This window comes from Hydrogenophaga pseudoflava (assembly GCF_004353865.1).
Taxonomy (GTDB): domain Bacteria; phylum Pseudomonadota; class Gammaproteobacteria; order Burkholderiales; family Burkholderiaceae_C; genus Hydrogenophaga; species Hydrogenophaga pseudoflava.
The window spans coordinates 3,485,377-3,504,731 of sequence record NZ_CP037867.1; the positions used below are offsets into that span (position 1 = coordinate 3,485,377).

A 19,355-nucleotide genomic window follows, 5' to 3' on the forward strand; every position below is an offset into this window, starting at 1 on the left:
GACAATCGCAGGCTGCCTTTCCAAAGCCCCTGTTTCCTCCCGCGCCCCGCACCATGACCGACCGCTACGCCGTCATCGGCAACCCCATTGGCCACAGCAAGTCCCCCCTGATCCACGGCGCCTTCGCGCAGGCCACCGGCCAGGACATCGAATACACCGCCATCGAAGGCCCACTCGATGGCTTCAAGGCCACGGTCGAGGCCTTCATCGCCAACGGCGGCCGGGGCATGAACGTCACCATCCCCTTCAAGCTGCAGGCCTTCGAGATCGCCACCGACCCGATGGAGTCGGCCCGCTTGGCGGGCGCGGTCAATGCGCTCAAGTTCGAGGGCGGCCGCATCTGGGCGCAGAACTTCGACGGCCTGGGCCTGGTCAACGACATCCAGCGCAACCTGGGCGTGTCGCTGGCGGGCAAACGGGTGTTGATCTGCGGCGCGGGCGGTGCCACGCGCGGCGCCATTCTGCCGATCGCGGCGCAGAAGCCGGCCGTGATCGCAGTGGCCAATCGCACCGCCGCCAAGGCCCAAGGCCTCAAGGCCGACTTCGCGGCCCACAAAGCACTGCAGACCGGCGGCTACGACGAACTCGCGGGCGAGACCTTCGACGTCGTCCTCAACGCCACCTCCACCGGTCTCTCCAAGGACGAACTGCCGCTGCCTGCGGGTGTGTTCGCGCCCGGCGCCCTCGCCTACGACCTGGTCTACGGCAAGGGCCTCACGCCGTTCCTCAAACAGGCACAGGCCGCCGGCGTGACGCAGCTGGCCGACGGCGTGGGCATGCTGGTCGAACAGGCTGCCGAGGCCTTCGAGTGGTGGCGCGGTGTGCGGCCCGACACGAAGCCAGTGATCGCGCGCTTCACGATCCCTCTGGTCTGATTTCAAAGTGAGTTCTCTCCGCTGGGCACAGGCCGTGCCCCTGCTGGCCGTGCTCGGCTCGGTCGTGGCACTGGGCATCGGCACCTCGTTTGGCAAACAGCTGTTCCCTCAGGTCGGGGCGCTGGGCACCACCGCGCTGCGCGTGGGCTTCTCGGCCCTGATCCTGCTGCTGATCTGGCGGCCCTGGCGCTGGACCACCACGCGCGCCGACGCCAGAAGCCTGGTGCGCTACGGCATGGCCCTGGGCTGCATGAACCTGATGTTCTACCAGTCGCTCCAGACGATCCCGTTCGGCGTCGCGGTGGCCATCGAGTTCAGCGGGCCGCTGGCCGTGGCCTTCTTCACCTCGCGCCGGGCCATCGACTATCTCTGGATCGCCTTCGCCATCGTGGGCCTGGGCCTGCTGCTGCCACTGGGCCACGACGTGACCCGCCTCGACCCGGTGGGCGTGATGTTCGCGCTCGGCGCGGCCGTGTTCTGGGCCGCCTACATCCTGTTCGGCAAGAAGGTCGGCCACCTGCACGCCGGCCATTCGGTGGCGCTGGGCCTGACCATGGCCGCGGTCACGGTGGTGCCCTTCGGCGTCTGGCACGCCGGCAGCGCGCTGCTGCAGCCTGGCATCCTGCTGTTCGGCCTGGGCGTGGCGGCCGTCTCCAGCGCCATCCCGATCTCGCTGGAGATGGTGGCGCTCAAGCGCCTCACGCCCGCCGCCTTCGGCGTCATGGCCAGCATGGAGCCGGCCGTGGCCGCGCTGATGGGCGTGCTGGTGCTCGACGAGCACCTGAGCGGCCTGCAATGGCTGGCCATCGGGCTGGTGATGAGCGCCGCCGCCGGCAGCGCCGCCACGGCCAAACCCGACACGCACCGCGGGCCGGCGGACGAAATCGTGCAGTGAGGCCACCCGGCGCCGCCGGAGGGCTTCAGACCTCGCCCAGGTGGCCGCGCGCGATGGCCGCGGCCTGGTCCTCGAAGATGGCCATGCCCGTCAGCAGTCGCATGAAGCCGAGCCGGCGGTAGAAGTCTTCCTTGCCCGGCACCGCGTACAGGATGATCTTGCGGTGCCCCTTGCAGTGGTCCAGCAGCCGCTGCACCACCGCCCGCCCGAGCCCCGTGCCCTGGTGATCGGGCATGACGGCCACATCACACAGGTAGGCACAGTCCGCACCGTCCGACAGCACGCGCCCCGCTGCCACCAGCCGGCCCGCCTCGTCGCGCACAAAACACTTGAAACGGCTGTTCGTGAACACCGTCTGCAACAGCTCGACCGACTTGTCGCCCAACGGGGCCAGGCGGTAGAGGTTCTGCAATTCGTGCCAGTTGATCGTGTCCTGGCTGTCGCTCCATTCGAGGGTCATGGGGGTGTCTGTCTCGGTGTGGGTCTGGCACCCACTGTAGCGCCCACGCGCTCTGGCAGACGAGCGTCATTGGCTCAGTCGCTGAGCTCTTCACCAAAGCGGATGGCGTTGCCAAAAGGGTCGTCCACCTGCATCTCGTGCATGCCCCAGGGCTGGCGCGTCAGGCCATAGCGAAATGGCGCTTGCAACTGCACCAGCTCCTGGTGCAACTGCTCGATGCGCTGAACGCGGATGTAGCAACTGCTGGCACTGCCGTGGTGCCGCGCCTCGTCTTCCGACGCGGCCAACCAGAAGTGGATCTCTGCGGATCCACGCCGGACGATGAGGTGCCCGTGCTCGGGAAACAGCTTGAAGTCCGTGAAACCCAGCCGGTCACGAAAGAAGTCGGCCGTGCGCTGCAGGTCCCCGCTTGGGAGTTGCGGAATGACGGAGTGCAGGATGGGGGGTGGCATGGGTTGTGGGCGCGTTGAGGATTCGTCGATTTTCCGGGGATGGCAGGTCGAGGCTGGAAGTGGTCACTCATACACATGCAGCGAATGAACAGCTGCGACGGCCATGACCAGAAACTCATTGCCCACAGCGAGTGATCAGTCCACTTCCCCCCCGACTTCGTTCTGGCCGGTGCGCTCAAATCAAAAAGTAAACGGCGGAGTCAGATGCCTTGGGTTGGCCAACGGCGGATATACGTGTTCATCATCAAGGATGATTGAGGGTAGGACGGCACTCTCAAGGACGACTATCAATGACATTGCTTCAGAACGACCCTACTACCCAACTTGCATTTGCTGTACACGAGAACAAGGGGGTCTTCGCTGTTCTACTGGGGTCGGGCCTGTCTCGTTCCGCTGAAATACCGACTGGTTGGGAAATCACTCTAGACCTCGTACGCCGCGTGGCATTGGCTCAAGGAGTTCCGGAGCAGTCTGACTGGGCAAAGTGGTATCGGGAGAAGACAGGCCAAGAACCGAATTACTCCGCGCTGCTAGAGGAAATCGCCACCTCTCCGGATGAACGAAGAGCGATCCTCCATCGCTATATCGAGCCGGATGAACAGGACCGAGAGGAAGGACGGAAGACCCCGACCAAGGCGCACCACGCAATCGCGCACTTGGTCCTGGCCGGCTATGTGCGGGTGATCGTCACCACCAATTTTGACCGCCTCATGGAAAACGCACTGCGCGAACAAGGGGTTGAACCCACTGTGGTCGCATCCGCGGATGCGCTCGCGGGCGCGGAACCTCTGACCCACAGCCGCTGCTATGTGCTCAAACTGCACGGCGACTACAAGGACGCCCGCATCCTAAACACCGATCAGGAACTGAGCGCTTATCCAGACAGCTACAACCGATTGCTTGACCGCATCTTCGATGAGCATGGCTTGATCATCTGCGGTTGGTCGGGCGAATGGGATCATGCCCTGCGCGCAGCTTTCCTTCGAGCGCCTAACAGGCGCTACCCCATCTACTGGACAGCACGTGGAGCGCTCGGATCGGGCGCACAAGAGTTGGCGGTGCACAGGTCCGCAAAGACCATCCAGATCACCGGTGCTGATGAGTTCTTCCAGACTCTTCAGCAGCGGGTCGAAACTCTTGAACAGAGCCAGCGTCAGAACCCGGCAAGTGTCGAACTACTCGTCAACAGCGCAAAACGATACCTTTCAAAACCAGAGCACCGCATTCAATTGGACGAACTGCTTTCGCAGGCAACAGAATGGTTGATGGTGGAGCTTGATGACCAGCGATTTTCAGCTCAAGGGCAGTGGAGTCAGGAGGAGTTCCGACATCGCGTCCAGCAATACAAGGCGGCGGCCGAGCCCTTAACACGCATCGCCGGGGTGTTGGGAAGATGGGGAGATGGTGATGAACTAAACACAGTGTTGGACATCGTTAGAGGTTTGTACGTCCATGCCGAAAAGGTGGGCAACGGCTTGACTGTATGGCTCGGCCTGCGCTCCTATCCCACTGTTTTGGTGTTTACGGCCTACGGGGTTGGGCTCACACGTTCCCACCGCTGGAAGACACTGCACGAGTTTCTCGTTGCTCCTTGGCCAAGGGAGTACCGAGATGCCAAGAGAACTGTGTCTATGCTCCTACTCGGCGCTTGGAAAGGCGAGCGAAACGACCTCTGGTCCGAGTTGGATGGTTTGCACAATCACAAGACTGCCTTCAGTGACCACATGTTTGACGTGATGAACGAATGGCGATCCAGCTTTGCTGGCGTGTCAGCGGAATTCGAGTTGATATATGAAAGATTTGAAACTCTGGCCGCGTTGGCATACTTGGAAGAAGACAGTGAGGCAACCTTGGAACAAGCGCTCGCCAATACGCCTCGTGGGCTGTTCGCCCACATGCCCGTTGGACGTGTAGGTTGGCATGAAGCATCGGCAACTACGCTGCTGCAGGAGCTTCAGTCGGAGGCGGTGATCACCGAGCTCTTGAACGCGGGATTCGCTTACAAGAGCCGCCGATTCCTTGAACTGTTTGTAGAGAATCTGAAGCGCTACGTCAGCAAGATGTCTTGGTAGCCGCTTTCTTCGACGTGGTCGATTACACCTAAGGCTACGCTGAACAAGCCGCTGTTTTCAGCAGGACGGTGCTCTGTGATTTCGCATTGAGGGGTCGGAGCCCTGAAGTACCCCGAACGCGGTGCGAGGAGGCACCTTTTGAGCCCGGCAGGTACGCAGGGCGCCTATTGCGGGCGCACTTATGCCACCAGATGCTGGCGCGCCAGATAGATGTTGGCCAGACCCAGAGCCACGAAGGATCGAGTGGCGTTTTTGGCCAACCCGCGGTAGCGCACCTTGGTGAACCCCCACAGCCGCTTGACCACCGCGAAGACGTGCTCGACGCGGGCGCGGACCTTGGACTTGTTGCGATTCTTCGCGCGCTTGGCTTCGTCAACTTCACCGTCCCTGCGCACGCGCTCGTTCGTGAAGTCCCGCGCCAGCGGCGCCTTGGAGCCGATCAGCGCTTTCTGGCTGGCATAGGCGCTGTCGCCATAGACGCGCCGCTCGTTGCCGTGCAGCAGATCGGGCAGAGGATGCTTGTCGTGCACGTTGGCCGCTGTCACCACGGCGCTGTGCGCCAGCCCGCTGCGGCTGTCCACGCCAATGTGCATCTTCATCCCGAAGTACCACTGCTGGCCCTTGCGCGTCTGGTGCATCTCGGGGTCGCGCTGCTTGTCGGCGTTCTTGGTTGAACTCGGCGCGCCGATGATGGTGGCGTCCACGATGGTGCCGGTGCCCAGCTTCAAGCCTCGCGCCTGCAGCACCTGACCTACTTTGGCAAACAGCGCCTGTCCCAGTTCGCGCTTCTCCAGCAGTCGGCGGAACTTCAGCAGCGTCGTGCCGTCGGGCACGCGCTCTCGTCCCAGATCGATGCCTACGAAGCGACGCAGCGCCGTGCTATCCAGCAGCGCCTCCTCGCAGGCCTCATCGGCAAGGTTGAACCAGTGCTGCACGAAGTACATGCGCAGCATGCGCTGCAGTCCGACCGGCGGCCGCCCGTTGCCGGCCTTGGGGTAGTGCGGCTCGATGACCGAGCACAGCTCCTGCCAAGGCACGATCTCATCCATCGTCGCCAAGAACGTGTCTCGCTTGGTTGGCCGGCGGTACTGCTCGAATCCGTCGCCTTGATCGGCTGCCATCGCCAGGGTCTGCTGCTTCATCGTTGTGCACCTGTGCTTTCGGTGCCACCGCTCATGCAAGCCGCACGCCAGGGTTGGTCTTGATCAGCGTAGCCCTAAACAAGGTGTCTGTGAGACCGGCAGCAGCCCAGTGGCCGACTCAACGGCTGCGTTCCGTCCGAGACCGTGGGCGCAGATTCAGATTCCTGATTGACTGCGATCGCTGCACAACCGTCACTCGATCCGTCGCAAACGCCCGCGCCGGAGCGCGGCCGAAGAAGTCGCCCGGCATGCCCGGCCATGGATGCTCAGTAACCGCGCTGACGATCTACGGCGTGCAGCGGCGCCTGCCCGACCAGCACACGCGCGGTGTTCTCTACGATCTGCCCGGCGATCACTTCGGCTGACGCGGACGAGGCCATGTGCGGGGTGATGAGCACGCCGGGTTCGGCCCACAGCGGGTCGTCGGCGGGCAGGGGTTCGTGTTCGAACACGTCGAGCACCGCGCTGCGCAGGTGGCCGCTGCGCAGGGCGTCCTGCAGCGCCGGCACCACCAGCTGTTCACCCCGGCCGCAGTTGACGAACACCGCGCCCGGTTTCAGCGCGGCGAACCAGTCGGCGTTGAACAGGCCGCGCGTCTCGGGTGTAAGCGGCAGCAGCGAGACCACCATGTCCAGTTCCGCCAGGAAGGGGCACATCGCTTCCGGCCCGGCCCAGGTGGTGACGCCTGGCAGCGTGGCCGGCCGGCGGGACCAGCCGTGCACGTCGAACCCGTGCGCGGCCAGGGTGCGTGCCACTTCGGCGCCCATGGCGCCCAGGCCCATGATGCCGACGCGGTAGGCGCTGGCCGGGCGTTGCGCCGGCATGCGCCATTCGCGGCGCGTCTGCTGTGCCAGCAGGCGGTCGAGGTCGCGGTGAAAGTGCAAGGCCGCCCACAGCACGTACTCGGCCATGCCGCGCGCCTGCGCCGGGTCGACGATGCGCGTGACCGGCAGATCGGGGGGCAGGTCCGGGTCGCGCAGCAGGTGTTCCACCCCGGCCCCGATGGAGGCCAGCAAGCGCAGGCGTGGCAGGCGCGCCGGCAGGCCCAGCGGCACGAACCAGCCCGCGATGGCGACCACGCTTTGCAGTTCGGTGGTCGCCGTGTCCGGCGTCCAGCACAGCACGCGCAGGCCGGGGCAGGCCCGCGCGGCAGCGCGCTCGAATTCGCCACACAGACCCGAGAGGTCGTCGGTCTCGCTGCACAGCAGCAAGGTCGGCGCGGCGTCGTTCACAGGCGGTAGTCCGGTTCGCTGCGGTCCAGCTCGCGCAGCCACGCGGCCCAGACCAGCTGGCGCTCGTGTTCCACGCCGCGGAACTGTTTGCGCACGTGGGCGCTGAGCACGGGCGGGATGCGCGTGACCGGCCCGGCGATGCTGGCCAGCTGCGCGGCGGCAAGCTGGATTTCGCAGGCCTTGTTGAGGTAGTACATGACGCAGAAGGCATCGGCCACCGTCGGTCCCACGCTGAGCAGGCCGTGGTGGCGCAGGATCAGCGCCATGTTGTCGGCCAGCGCGGCCTGGATGCGGCTGCGTTCCTCCAGGTTGAAGGCCACGCCTTCGTAGGGGTGCACGCCCACCGACTGGTGGAACTCGGCCGAGATCTGGTTGAGCTGCAACAGGCCTTGCTCGCAGGCGGCCACCGCCATGCCGGGCACGGTGTGGGTGTGGATGACGCAGTGCGCGTCGTCGCGTGCGGTGTGCACCGCGCTGTGGATGGTGAAGCCAGCCGGGTTCATCGCGGCGCCGCCCTGCACCACCTTGCCATCCAGGTCGACCACGATCAGGTCGCTGGCGCGCACCTCCTTGAACAGCAGGCCGAAGGGGTTGAGCAGGAAGCGCTGCTGGCCTTTCCTGCCACCGGGCAGCCGGGCCGAGAAGTGGGTGTAGAGCGTGTCGTCCCAGCCGAAACGGGCGGCCAGCCGGTAGGCGGCGGCCAGGTCGCGGCGCAGGGTGGCCTCGTCGGCCTGGGGGGTGGTGGGCATGGAATCTCCGTGAAGGTCAGGCCGCAACGGCGGGGCCGCTGTCCAGGCCCATGAAACGGCGCACGCGGGTCAGCGTCGGGTCCTCGCCGGCATCGGGCTGCTGCAGGCGCGCGGGCGGCGCGTCCAGCAGCAGCTGGCCGTTTTCCATGAACACCACGCGGTCGGAGATCTGCAGCGCGAACTCCATTTCGTGGGTCACGATGAGCATGGTCATGCCCTCCTCCGCCAGGTCGCGGATCACCTTGAGCACCTCGCCCACCAGCTCGGGGTCCAGCGCCGAGGTGGGTTCGTCGAACAGCATCACGTCCGGCCGCAGCGCCAGGGCGCGGGCGATGGCCACACGCTGCTGCTGGCCGCCCGAGAGCTGGTGCGGGTACTTGTGCAGGTGGGCCAGCAGGCCAACCTTGTCGAGCAGGCGCTGCGCGGTGTGCTGGCGCGACTCCGGGTCGCCCTGGCCATGCAGGCCGGGCGCGAGCAGGATGTTCTGCAGCACCGTCAGGTGCGGGAACAGGTTGAAGCCCTGGAACACCATGCCGATGCGGCGGATGCCCTGGCGCACACGGGCCGCGTCCTGCGGCGCGGCGCCCAGCAGGTAGCTCTCGCCGAACAGCACGATCTCGCCCTGGTCCAGGCTCTCAAGCGCGTTGACGGTGCGGATCAGCGAGGTCTTGCCCGAGCCGGAGGGGCCGATGACCGAGATCACATCGCCCGCGCCGACCCGCAGGTTCACGCCCTTGAGCACGGCGTGGCTGCCGTAGGCCTTGTGGATGGCCATGAGGTCCAACGCAGGCGGCGCGCCGGGCCCGCGTTCGGCGGGCGCCACCACCGGCGCCGCGGGCAGGCCGGCGCGCAGCCGGGCCAGGTCCGCCTCGTCCACCGGGCCGGGCTTGCGGCGCTGCAGGTCCAGCCGGCGCTCCAGCGCGTTGAGCACCGCGCCGAACACGGTGACGATGGCCACGTAGTACACCGCCACGGCGAGCAGGGTTTCGAGGATCAGGAAGTTCTGCGTGTACAGGCGCTGCCCGGTCAGCAGCAGCTCGGGCAGGGAGATCACCGACACCAGCGAGGTGAGCTTGATGATGGTGACGAATTCGTTGATGAGCGAGGGCAGCGCGATGCGGAAGGCCTGCGGCAGCACGATGCGTGTCTGCGTGGCGAACCAGCCCAGGCCCAGCGCATGACCGGCCTCGCGCTGGCCGCGGGCCACTGACAGCAGGCCACCGCGGTGGATCTCGGCCATGTAGGCGGCCTCGGTCATCACCATGCCGGTCAGGCCCGCCAGGAAGGGAATGCCCAGCACCACGCCGGTGGCGGGGAAGATCTGCGGCAGGTTGTAGACGAACACCAGCAGCACCAGCAGCGGCACGCTGCGGAAGAACCAGACGTAGAGGCGCGCCGGCCAGCGCAGCCAGACGTGGCGCGAGCCCTCGGCCTGGGCCAGGCCGAAGCCCAGCACCAGCCCGAGCAGCCAGGACAGCGCACCCAGCGCGATCACCATCGCGCTGGCGCGGTAGAACGCCCCCATGGAAAAGAGCGAGAAGAAGTAGGTCCAGTCCAGTTCCATGGGTGGCGTCCTCGTGTGGTGGGGCAGCGGTGGCTTACTTGACCGGGGTCAGCTCGTACTTCTTGATCAGCGCGTCGTATTCACCGCTCTTGCGGATCGCGGCCAACGCGGTCTCGAAGGACTGCTTCAGTGCGGTGTTGCCCTTCTTGAAGTAGATGCCCAGGGTCTGCGGATAGACGATGTCGGGCGAGCTCACCACCACGCGGCCCTTGGTGCGCTCGACGATCTTCTTGGCGGCGCCGGCGATCTCCACCTGCGCGTCAATGTTGCGCGACATCAGCGCCTGCGAGGCCTCGGGCGAGGTCGGGAACTCCATCACCGTGACCGCACCCTTGCCATTGGCCTTGCAGTACCCGTTCGACAGGGTCTCCAGCTGCTTGACCCAGGAGGTGCCGTTCTGCAGACCGACCTTCAGGCCACACAGGTCCTTCTCCGTCTTGGGCTCGACCTTGCTGCCCTTGGCCACCATGATCAGCGCGCCCGTGCTGGCGTAGGGAACCGCGTCGGCCAGAGCCATCCGCTCGGGCGTGATGTAGAGGCCGGAGATCACGGCGTCGTGCTGGCCGGCGGCCAGGCCCGTGACCAGGTTGATGAACTTGGTGTCGGTCAGCGCGGGCTTGAGCTTCATCTCGCGCGCCAGCAGCGCGGTGATGTCGGGGTCGAAGCCGACGATCTTGTCGCCGTCGTAGGACTCGAACGGCGGGTAGGTCGGCTCCAGACCCACCTTGAGCACGCCGGGGGCCATGGTCTGCGCCTGGGCGCCGGCGAGGCAGCCGAGACCTACGAGGGTGGCCAGGGCGGTGCGGGAGAAGGAAGCGGTCAGTGGGGGCATGGCAAGACTCCTGAGAGGAAGGGAATGGACAGGGAAGGGAAAGGCACGGAAAACAAGCGGGGGGCGGCGGGTGTTCAGGGCGCCGTGGCGGGCTCCGCCCGGGTCGGCTCCAGCGCCTTGAACTGGCCGAAGCTGGTGGTGCTGCGGGCATTGGCGGGCAGCTGCAGCTCGCCGCGCGCGACCTTCTCGCGCAGGTAGCGGTAGGTCTGCAGCGCCATGCTCCACATGTGTTCGCCAATCGCGATGTCGCCGTAGCGCGCACGCGCCTCGCCCGTGGGGTCGAAGGCCGGCAGCGGCGCGATGCGGGTGGCGTAGTCGCAGGCGAAGAACAGCGGAAACGAGTAGCGCTCGTGCCGCACCTTGCGCACACGGTGCGTGGTGGCGACGAAGGCGCCGGCGGTCATCACCTCCAGCATGTCGCCCACGTTGATGACGTACAGCTCCTCGCCGTCGATGGTCAGCGGCGGCGCGTCGACCCAGCGGCCCTGGTCGTTGAGCACCTCCAGCCCGGCCTGGTCGGCCAGCAGCAGGGTGAAGCACTCGTAGTCGGTGTGGGCGCCGATGCCCGGCGTGTCTTCGGCCGCCGGGTCCACCGGGTAGTGGATCAGGCGCAGCTTGGACGGCGGGCAGGTCACGTACCGGTCGAGCGCGTCCTCGGGCTGGCCCAGTGCCAGCGCAAAGCCGTGCAGCAGCGTGCGGCCCAGCGCGAACACGCTGTCGTAGTAGGCCGCAACCGCCTCGCGGAAGCCCGGCAGATCGGGCCACTTGTTGCCGCCGATCAGCGGCTGGCCGGCCTGCACGAAGGGGTGGTCGTCGGCGGCCTCGAAGCCAATGTCGTAGGCCTCCTTGTGGTCGGGCTTGCCGGTGCCGTAGATCTCTTCGCCCTCGGGCACGAAGCCCTTGTGGCCGCGGCCCAGGCCGATGTGGTGGCGCATCTTCCAGTCCAGGTCCTGGGCGAACAGCTGTTCGGCGGCGCGGCGCAGGCCGGCGATCTGTTCGCGCGGGATGCCGTGGCCCCTGACGTAGAAGAAGCCGACGTGGCGGGCCGCGTGGCCGAGCTGGTCGGCCACGGCCTGGCGGTCGGCCAGCGTCGGGCTGAACAGGCCGCGGATGTCGATGACGGGCAGCGATTCGAAGTTGGCGGTGGTGGTGGACATGGCAGGTGGTCAGGCTTCAGGAAAGGGGGACGGCAGCGGGGTCGGGCTGGGCGGCGCGCCACTGCGCGAAGTGCTCACGCTCGGCACGGGCCATCCACTGGTTGAGACCCCAGGTGTCGGCGACCGGCGCCTGGGTGAAGGGCAGCAGGTGCGTGTAGCCATCGGGGCCGAACTCGGGCGTGAGCGTGGTCACCGCCTGGCCGCGGGCGCGCTGTGCGGCCCAGATGCGTTCCCACACGCCCTGGTGGAAGGCGAGCGCGCGGGCATGTTCGGGCGCGGCCGGGTGCGGCACCTGCGGCCCCTGGTCGTAGCCCACGCGGGCCTGGATGTGGTGCACCCGCTCGATGAAGGGTGAGAGGTCGTCGGCCGGGTCGTCCAGCAGGCGTTCGCACACCACCACCCAGTGGCTGATGTCGGCGGTGAAGCGCAGCTGGGGCAGCTGGGCGATCACGTCCAGCGCCACCCAGGGGCTGTAGAGCGAGGTGGCGCGGTGGATCTCGAAGCTGCACACCGCGCCGGCCGCGTCGGCCAGGGCCTGCGCGCGGCCGAAGAACTCGACCTGCTTGGCCAGCGGCCAGCGGTCGTTGCCCGGCAGCACGTTCAGGAAGCGCGCGCCCACGGCCTGCGCGCCTTCGATGCTGGCTTCCAGCCGGTCCCAGTGCTGCTGCAGCGTCCAGTCCTGGCGCGGCACCACGTCGCCGCCGGTGAACACCACGGCGATGTAGTCCAGCCCTTCCTGCTGCAGGCTCTGGCGCAGCGCGCGCTGGGCGAACGGATCGCCGGGCAGCCGGGCCTCCACGCCGACCGCGCCCATGCGGCGCACCTCGGCGGCGCAGATGGCCCAGTCGCCCTGCCAGCCCCAGAGTGAACGGAACAGGTCGAGCCTCATGTCCGTGCCCCCGGAGCCTGCAGGCGGCCCAGCCGGGCATGCGCCTCGGCCAGCAGGCACAGCAGCTCGAAGGCCATGGTCGCGCCCACCAGCGAGGTCACGCCACCCACGTCGAACGGCGGGCTGACCTCGACCACGTCCGCACCAATCAGGTGCAGCCCCTGCAGGCCGCGCACCAGGTGCTGCGCCTGCAGCGTGCTCATGCCGCCGATCTCGGGCGTGCCGGTGCCGGGTGCGAAGCAGGGGTCCAGGCAGTCGACGTCGAAGCTGATGTAGGTGGGCGCGTCGCCGACGATGGCCCGCACCTCGGCCAGCAGGTCCTCGTTGCTGCGGGCCGCCACCTCTTCCATGTGCACCACGCGGATGCCGACCGCCTTCGCGAAGTCGAGGTCGGCCGGGTCGTAGACCGAGCCGCGGATGCCGATCTGCACCGTGCGCTTCGGGTCCAGCAGCCCCTCTTCCACCGCGCGGCGGAACGGCGTGCCGTGGGTGTAGCGCTGGCCACCGAAGTAGCTGTCGTTGGTGTCGGAGTGGGCGTCGAAATGCACCATGCCGACCGCGCCGCCGTGGGCGATGCCGCGGAACACCGGCAGCGTGACCAGGTGGTCGCCGCCCACCGACAGCGGCCGCACGCCGGCCGCGTGCACCCGGCGGTAGAAGGCCTCGATCAGGTCCAGGCCCAGCATCAGGTCCATGGGCGGCAGCGCCACGTCGCCCAGATCGGCCACGCGCGCCAGGTCGTAGGGCGCGATGCGGCTGACGTGGTGCACCTTGCGCATCAGCGCCGACTGGTTGCGCACCTCGCGCGGGCCGTGGCGGGCGCCGGCCCGGTTGGTGGTGCCGGCGTCCCAGGGCAGGCCGATCAGGCCGATGTCGACGGTGTCCAGCCGGTCGGGCTCGACCAGCGGCAGGCGCATGAAGGTGGACAGGCCGGCGAAACGCGGCACCTGGGCGGCGTCCTGCGGCTGGGGAAACGGATGGCGGGCGTTCATGACAAGGACCCCTGGGTTCAGCGAACGGGAACGCCCGGCAGCACGCAGAGCATTTCGTAGAGCAGGTTGGCGGCCAGCTGGGCGGTGTTGCCGCTCTGGTCGTAAGGGGGCGAGACCTCGACCAGATCGCCGCCGATGAGGTTCAGGCCGCGGCAGCCGCGCACGATCTCCAGGCCCTGGATGCTGGTCAGGCCGCCGACCTCGGGCGTGCCGGTGCCGGGCGCCCAGGCGGGGTCGATGCCGTCGATGTCGAAGCTCAGGTACACCGGGCCGTCGCCCATGGTCTGGCGCACCTCGTCCATCAGCGGCGCGAGCGGGCGGTACCAGCACTGCTCGGCGGTGAACAGGCGGAAGCCCTGGTCCACGCCCCACTGGAAGTCGGCGCTGGTGTAGCCCTGCGCCCGCTGGCCGATCTGCACCACGCGGCGGCAGTCCAGCAGGCCCTCTTCCACCGCGCGGCGGAAGGTGGTGCCGTGGGCGATCTTCTCGCCGAACATGTGGTCGTTGGTGTCGGTGTGGGCGTCCACATGGACCAGCCCCACCGGGCCGTGCTTCTTCACCAGCGAGCGCAGGATGGGCAGCGTGATGGTGTGGTCACCACCCAGCGTGAGCGGCACCACCTTGTGCGGCAGCAGGGCGTCGTAGTGCGTCTCGATGATGCGCACCGACTCGAGCAGGTTGTAGGTGTTGATCGGCACATCGCCGAGGTCGGCCACCTGCAGCGCATCGAACGGCGCCGCGCCCGTCGCCATGTTGTAGGGCCGGATCATCACCGACTCGCTGCGGATGCTGCGCGGCCCGTAGCGGGTGCCGGCGCGCTGCGAGGTGCCGATGTCGAGCGGAATGCCAATAAAGGCGGCGTCCAGGCCGTCGGGGGTGTCGGCCGCGGGCAGCCGCATCATGGTGCCGCGACCGGCGAAGCGGGGCATCTCGTTGCCCCCCTGCGGCTGGTTGAAGTGAGTGGTCATTCGGTTCCGGGTCGGTGGTTGTGTGCTGGTGCCCATTCTTCGGACGTCCCCTGGCACGACAAATGCTCAGAACCAAAAACTCACTTCAGACTTTTCACAACCATGCATCCCACCACCACCGCGCCGCTGCCGGACATGAAGCTGCTGCGCATCTTCTCCAGCGTCGCCCGCCACCAGGGGTTTGCGAAAGCGCAGCAGGAACTCAACCTCACGCTCTCGGCCATCAGCACCTACATGAGCCAGCTCGAAGGCCTGCTGGGTTTCAAGCTCTGCGACCGCGGCCGCCGCGGCTTCTCGCTCACGGAAAAGGGCGAGCTGCTGCTGGGCGAGGCGCAGCGCCTGCTGGGCGAGATCGACGGCTTCGGCAGCTTCGCCGCTTCGCTCAAGGGCGGCCTCTCGGGCACGCTGCGCATCGGCGTCATCGACTCCACCGTCACCGACAGCGCCCTGCGCCTCTCCGATGCGATCGGCGACTTCAACCAGCGCCACCCCGCCGTGCACCTGGGCCTGTTCGTCAAGAACCCCTACGACCTGCAGGAGGGCATCCTCAACAACGAGCTGGACCTGGGGATCGGCTTCTTCCCCACCCGCCCGCCGGGCCTGGTGTTCCAGCCCCTCTACCGCGAACAGCAGTGGCTGTACTGCAGCAACCAGCACCCGCTGTTCGCCCAGCGCCACATCACGGAAGCGCAGGTGTCAGAGCTCAACGTGGTGCGCCGCAGCTACTGGAGCAAGGCCGAGCTGGGCAAGCACGGCATGAAGAACAGCGTGGCCACGGTGGACAGCATGGAGGCCCAGCTGTTCCTCATCCTCTCGGGCGGCTACGTGGGCTACCTGCCCGAACACTACGCCCAGCCGTGGATGGACCAGGGCAAGCTGCGCGTGCTGCTGCCGGCCAGCTTCGGCTTCCAGTCGCCCTTCATGCTGGCCACCCGCCGCGGCCGCGGGCGCGAGGCGCCGATCCAGATCATGCGCGAGCTGCTGCTGCGCAGGATGCGGGGTTGACCGGCGCCGCATGGGTCAGCAGGAATTCCGCCAGCCGGTCCTGCGCGGCGCGCGCGCCCTGCTCCGGCCGCAGCACGCCGATGGGCTCCAGCACCGCCCCGGTGTCCAGCGGCACCGTGGCCAACAACCCGTCGTCCAGCCAGGCGCGCACCGAGCGGTAGGGCAGCAGGGCCAGCAGCGGCCGCTGCCGCAGCAGCCAGACCAGCGCCGACAGTGATCGCGTCACCACCGGGTGGGTGGCGGGCGCCGCGCCCGCGCCCCGCACCACCTCGTCGAAGCTCGCCCGCGCGATGCTGTCCACCGGCGGCAGCAGCCAGGTGGCCTTGAACAGCGGCGACCAGGACCGCACCCGCTTGCCCGCCAGCGGGTGCGCCGGCCCGCACACCACCACCAGGTGGTCGTCCACCAGGCGGTCGAAGCGCCAGCCGCTGGGCACCACGGTGGGCCGGCGGCACACCGCCAGATCGGCCTGCCCGGACGTGACCAGCAGCAGCAGTTCGTCGCGCTCCAGCTCGCGCAGCTGCACGCTGATGCGCGGGTGCCGCTCGCCGAACGCGGCCAGGGCCGGCAGCAGCAGGCCGTTGATCGCGGCGCCGGACGCCGCCAGCCGCACCATGCCCTGCCCCTGCTGCTGGCGCGCGGCCACCGCCTCGGCGCCCGCACCCAGGCCCGAGACGATCTGCCGCACCACGGGCAGCAGGTCCTGGCACACCTCGGTGGGCCGCACGCCGCGCGCATGGCGGTGGAACAGCTGCGACTCCAGCAGTTGCTCCAGGTAGGCCAGCGACTGCGTCACAGACGACTGTGTCATGCCCATGGCGTCGGCCGCGCGTTGCACGCTGCCCAGCTCGGCCAGGTGCAGCAGCACCTGCGCGTGGCGGAACTTGCCCCGGGCCAGGAGGCGGTTGAGCAGCACGGTGGAGGCGACGGGCATGGTATTGAAGAGTCTAATGTCTGACCGTGATTTCTGTCTTGTTGCCGATGGCTTTTGCGCGGACCATGCGGTCACAACCACAGGAGACAGACATGCACCCATCCCTTCGGCTGAGCCGTCGCCAGGCCCTGGTCCTGGGCGGTCTCGGCGGCCTGCAGGCGCTCGCGCCCACCGCGGTCCGCGCGCAGGCCCCCTTCCCCAACCGCCCCATCCAGTTCATCGTCGCGGCGCCGGCCGGCGGGCCGTCCGACAACGCGGCGCGCATGATCGCCGACGAGATGGGCAAGCTGCTGGGCCAGCCCATGGTGGTGGTGAACAAGCCCGGCAGCGCCGGCGTGATCGCCGCCGAGGCCACGGCCCGCGCGGCGCCCGACGGCCACACGCTGATGCTGTCCTGGATCGGCAACGCCACCAGCCCGGGCCTGGTGGCCAAACTCCCGTTCGACATCAACCGCGACTTCGTGCACATCGCGCTCGCGCTGGCCGGCGCGAACGCACTGATCGTGCACCCCTCCACCGGCTTCAGGACCCTGGCCGATCTGGTGAAGCACGCCAAGGCCAACCCCGGCCGGCTGAGCTACGCCAGCTCGGGCAACGGCACCTCCGGCCACCTGGCCATGGAGATGTTCAAGCAGCGCGCCGGCATCTCCATGCTGCACATTCCCTACCGCGGCGGCGCGCCCGCCCTCACCGACCTGATGGCCGGGCAGGTGCAGCTGATGTTCCTCAACCAGGACGCCGTGATCGCGCCCAGTGCCGCCGGCAAGGTCGTGCCGCTGGCCATCAGCAGCGCGCAGCGCAACCCGCTGCTGCCCCAGGTGCCCACAGTGGCTGAATCGGGTTACCCCGGCTTCGAGGCCACCGCCTGGGCCGGCATCTCGGGGCCGCAGGGCATTCCCGCGCCGGTGGTCGCGGCTATCGAGGCCGCCGCCATCAAGGCGCTGAACGGGCCGCTCAAGGCCCGCATCGAAGCCACCGGCGCCACCGTAGTCGCCACCGGCAAGGACAGATTCACCCCCTTCGTCCAGCGCGAAACCGAGACCTGGACCCAGGTCATCAAGACCGCCGGCATCAAGGTCGACTGACATGCTGAACACCCTTTCACTGGGCGCCCACCGGCTGTCCAGCGGCACCGAGCTGCCCGCGCTGGACATCGCCTACGCCACCTTCGGCCAACTCGCACCCGACGGCCGCAACGCCGTGCTGGTGACCCACGGCTACACCAGCGGCCCCTCAATGCTCGTGCCCGGCCACCATGTGGCCGAGAGCTCGTGGGCGCCGCTGCTCGGCCCCGGCCGGCCGCTGGACACCGACCGCTTCTTCATCGTCTGCAGCAACATGCTGGGTTCCTCATTCGGCACCACCGGCCCGAACACCACCAACCCGGCCACCGGACGGCCCTGGGGGCCGGGCTTTCCCGCCATCACGCTGGAAGACATCGTGGCCGTGCAGCACCGCCTGCTGCAGCAGCTGGGCGTGCGCCACCTGCGCGCGGTGGTGGGGCCGTCCTACGGCGGCTGGCAGGCCCTGCAATGGGCGCTGTCGTTCCCCGACATGGTCGACGCCGTGGGATCGCTGGTGTCCGGCCTCACCCACCCCAAAGGCCTGAGCGCCGAGTCCACGCGCCAGCGTTTTGCCGACCACCCGGCCTGGAACGGCGGCTGGCACTACGGCGATGCGCGCATGACGGACATGCTGACCGAGCTGCGCCGCCAGACCCTGCGCAGCTACGGACTGGAGACCCTGTTCGAAGCCCGCATGCCCGACCCGGCGCAGCGACAGGCCGCCATGGACCAGGCCTGCCGCCAGTGGGCCGAACGTTTCGACCCCAACAGCATGGTCACCCTGGCCGCCGCGGCCGAGCGCTTCGACGTGCGCGACCGGCTCTCCGAGATCCGCGCGCGCCTGCTCTTCATGGTCTGCACCACCGACGCGATCTTCCCGCCCGACCCCGTGGTGCGCGCCCTGCTCGATGCCGTCCCCGCCCCGCTGCGCTACCGCGAGCTGGACAGCCCCTACGGCCACATGGCCTCGGGCGTGGAGTGGCCGCGGCTGGAAGACGACCTGCGCTGGCTGCTGGACCCGCCCGCCGCCACCTGAACCCGACCACGCCCAGAACAACACCACCGGAGACACCACCCATGCACCGCCGTTCCCTGCTGGCCCTGGCCACCCTGCCCCTGGCCGCCGCCATGCCCTCTGTCCACGCCCAGACCGCCGTCAGCGACTGGCCGAACAGGCCCATCCGCCTCATCGTGCCCGCGCCCGCCGGCGGCGCCTACGACCTCACGGCCCGGCCGCTGGCGCAGGAACTGTCCACCCTGCTCAAACAACCCGTGGTGGTCGACAACCGGCCCGGCGCGGGCAACATCGTCGGCACCTCGGCCGGCGCCCGCGCCGCGCCCGACGGCTACACCGTCACCATGACCGGCATGCTCAACACCATTGCGCAGAGCCTCTACCCGAATGTCGGCTTCGACATCGTCAACGACTTCGCGCACGTGACCGTGCTGGGCGAGGGCGCGCAGTGGCTGGTGGTGCGCCCGGACCTGGGCGTCAACACCGTGGCCGAGCTGGTCGAGCGCGCGAAACGCGAACCCGGCAAGCTCAACTACGCCACCTCGGGCGCGGGCTCCACCGGCCACCTGATCATGGAGCTGTTCCAGCGCGCCACGGGCACCTCGCTCACCCACGTGCCCTACAAGGGCGGTGCGCCCGCCCTGCAGGACGTGCTCTCGGGCGTGGTGCCCATCACCGTGCTGCCCCTGGCCGGCGCCGAACCCCATGTGCGCTCGGGCAAGCTCAAGGTGCTCGCCAGCTCCGGCGCCCAGCGCGCGCCGCAGCACCCGCAGGTGCCCACCTTCGCCGAGCTGGGCCACAAGGCGCTCACCGTCAGCTCCTGGGTGGGCCTGTCCTTTCCCAAAGGCACACCGCCCGAGATCGTGCGCAAGCTCCACGCCGCCACCGTGAGCGCCATGGCGGCACCGGCCGTCAACGCCCAGCTGGAAAAGCTCGGCATCGACCCGGCCACCTCCACCCCCGAGGCCCACACCCAGCAGGTGCGCAGCGACACCGAGCGCTGGGGCCAGCTGGTGCGCAGCCTCAACCTCAAGGCCGAGTAAGCGGAAGCAGAACAC

Annotated in this window: 19 protein-coding genes; 7 read left to right on the forward strand and 12 right to left on the reverse strand. The window is 68.2% G+C overall.

The window, feature by feature from the left end; translation table 11 throughout:
- The first annotated feature begins 53 nt into the window (after positions 1–53).
- Together aroE and HPF_RS16715 are read left to right on the forward strand one after the other, a co-directional pair.
- Positions 54–875, forward strand: coding sequence for a shikimate dehydrogenase (gene aroE / locus HPF_RS16710; RefSeq protein ID WP_133157245.1), 822 nt, complete (start codon positions 54–56; stop codon positions 873–875).
- A 7-nt stretch (positions 876–882) separates the two neighbouring features.
- On the forward strand, positions 883–1,770 hold the full coding sequence (locus HPF_RS16715) for an EamA family transporter (RefSeq protein ID WP_133157246.1): 888 nt from the start codon (positions 883–885) through the stop codon (positions 1,768–1,770).
- A 25-nt stretch (positions 1,771–1,795) separates the two neighbouring features.
- On the opposite strand, the gene HPF_RS16720 is transcribed toward HPF_RS16715, so the two are convergent.
- Both HPF_RS16720 and HPF_RS16725 read right to left on the reverse strand, forming a co-directional pair.
- Positions 1,796–2,230 carry a GNAT family N-acetyltransferase gene (locus HPF_RS16720; RefSeq protein ID WP_133157247.1) on the reverse strand — a complete coding sequence of 145 codons (435 nt, stop codon included), beginning with the start codon at positions 2,228–2,230 and terminating at the stop codon, positions 1,796–1,798.
- Positions 2,231–2,304: 74 nt separating this feature from the next.
- Complete coding sequence (locus tag HPF_RS16725; RefSeq protein ID WP_133157248.1) at positions 2,305–2,682, reverse strand: bleomycin resistance protein; 378 nt, start codon at positions 2,680–2,682, stop codon at positions 2,305–2,307.
- 290 nt (positions 2,683–2,972) lie between these two features.
- Here HPF_RS16725 and HPF_RS16730 point away from each other — a divergent pair, with 290 nt between their 5' ends.
- Positions 2,973–4,754, forward strand: coding sequence for an SIR2 family protein (locus tag HPF_RS16730; RefSeq protein WP_133157249.1), 1,782 nt, complete (start codon positions 2,973–2,975; stop codon positions 4,752–4,754).
- Positions 4,755–4,933: 179 nt separating this feature from the next.
- Here the strand turns inward: HPF_RS16730 and HPF_RS16735 are convergent, their stop codons facing one another.
- The 9 genes from HPF_RS16735 to speB (HPF_RS16775) all read right to left on the reverse strand — a co-directional run bounded on the left by HPF_RS16735 (position 4,934) and on the right by speB (HPF_RS16775) (position 14,279).
- The gene (locus tag HPF_RS16735; protein WP_133157250.1) at positions 4,934–5,896 is read right to left on the reverse strand and encodes an IS5 family transposase; all 963 of its coding nucleotides are present in this window, start codon (positions 5,894–5,896) and stop codon (positions 4,934–4,936) included.
- 266 nt (positions 5,897–6,162) lie between these two features.
- On the reverse strand, positions 6,163–7,128 hold the full coding sequence (locus tag HPF_RS16740) for a 2-hydroxyacid dehydrogenase (RefSeq protein WP_207959185.1): 966 nt from the start codon (positions 7,126–7,128) through the stop codon (positions 6,163–6,165).
- On the reverse strand, positions 7,125–7,877 hold the full coding sequence (locus HPF_RS16745) for a class II aldolase/adducin family protein (protein ID WP_133157251.1): 753 nt from the start codon (positions 7,875–7,877) through the stop codon (positions 7,125–7,127). Before HPF_RS16745 ends, HPF_RS16740 begins: the two co-directional genes overlap by 4 nt.
- A 16-nt stretch (positions 7,878–7,893) precedes the next feature.
- Entirely contained in the window at positions 7,894–9,441 is a 1,548-nt protein-coding gene (locus HPF_RS16750; RefSeq protein ID WP_133157252.1) for an amino acid ABC transporter permease/ATP-binding protein, read from the reverse strand.
- 34 nt (positions 9,442–9,475) lie between these two features.
- Positions 9,476–10,273, reverse strand: a complete 798-nt coding sequence (locus tag HPF_RS16755; protein WP_133157253.1) for an ABC transporter substrate-binding protein — start codon at positions 10,271–10,273, stop codon at positions 9,476–9,478.
- A 74-nt stretch (positions 10,274–10,347) separates the two neighbouring features.
- Positions 10,348–11,430, reverse strand: a complete 1,083-nt coding sequence (locus HPF_RS16760; RefSeq protein ID WP_133157254.1) for an isopenicillin N synthase family dioxygenase — start codon at positions 11,428–11,430, stop codon at positions 10,348–10,350.
- A gap of 16 nt (positions 11,431–11,446) precedes the next feature.
- Complete coding sequence (locus tag HPF_RS16765; RefSeq protein WP_133157255.1) at positions 11,447–12,319, reverse strand: sugar phosphate isomerase/epimerase family protein; 873 nt, start codon at positions 12,317–12,319, stop codon at positions 11,447–11,449.
- Positions 12,316–13,311, reverse strand: a complete 996-nt coding sequence (speB, locus tag HPF_RS16770) for an agmatinase (protein ID WP_079367138.1) — start codon at positions 13,309–13,311, stop codon at positions 12,316–12,318. The genes HPF_RS16765 and speB (HPF_RS16770) overlap by 4 nt, the downstream gene beginning before the upstream one ends.
- Positions 13,312–13,328: 17 nt before the next feature.
- On the reverse strand, positions 13,329–14,279 hold the full coding sequence (gene speB / locus HPF_RS16775; protein WP_133157256.1) for an agmatinase: 951 nt from the start codon (positions 14,277–14,279) through the stop codon (positions 13,329–13,331).
- A gap of 102 nt (positions 14,280–14,381) precedes the next feature.
- On the opposite strand from speB (HPF_RS16775), the gene HPF_RS16780 reads away from it, so the two are divergent.
- Entirely contained in the window at positions 14,382–15,284 is a 903-nt protein-coding gene (locus HPF_RS16780; protein WP_133157257.1) for a LysR family transcriptional regulator, read from the forward strand.
- Here the strand turns inward: HPF_RS16780 and HPF_RS16785 are convergent.
- Complete coding sequence (locus HPF_RS16785) at positions 15,247–16,218, reverse strand: LysR family transcriptional regulator (RefSeq protein ID WP_165961732.1); 972 nt, start codon at positions 16,216–16,218, stop codon at positions 15,247–15,249. The genes HPF_RS16780 and HPF_RS16785 overlap by 38 nt on opposite strands.
- A gap of 92 nt (positions 16,219–16,310) precedes the next feature.
- Between HPF_RS16785 and HPF_RS16790 the strand changes: the two genes are divergently transcribed.
- Genes HPF_RS16790 through HPF_RS16800 form a run of 3 tightly spaced genes read left to right on the forward strand, consistent with a single transcriptional unit; the run spans position 16,311 to position 19,340 of the window.
- On the forward strand, positions 16,311–17,303 hold the full coding sequence (locus HPF_RS16790; protein WP_165961733.1) for a Bug family tripartite tricarboxylate transporter substrate binding protein: 993 nt from the start codon (positions 16,311–16,313) through the stop codon (positions 17,301–17,303).
- Between the two features lies 1 nt (position 17,304).
- Complete coding sequence (locus HPF_RS16795) at positions 17,305–18,318, forward strand: alpha/beta fold hydrolase (RefSeq protein ID WP_133157260.1); 1,014 nt, start codon at positions 17,305–17,307, stop codon at positions 18,316–18,318.
- A gap of 41 nt (positions 18,319–18,359) precedes the next feature.
- Positions 18,360–19,340: a Bug family tripartite tricarboxylate transporter substrate binding protein gene (locus HPF_RS16800; protein ID WP_133157261.1), complete on the forward strand. Its 981-nt coding sequence runs from the start codon at positions 18,360–18,362 to the stop codon at positions 19,338–19,340.
- Positions 19,341–19,355 lie beyond the last annotated feature (15 nt).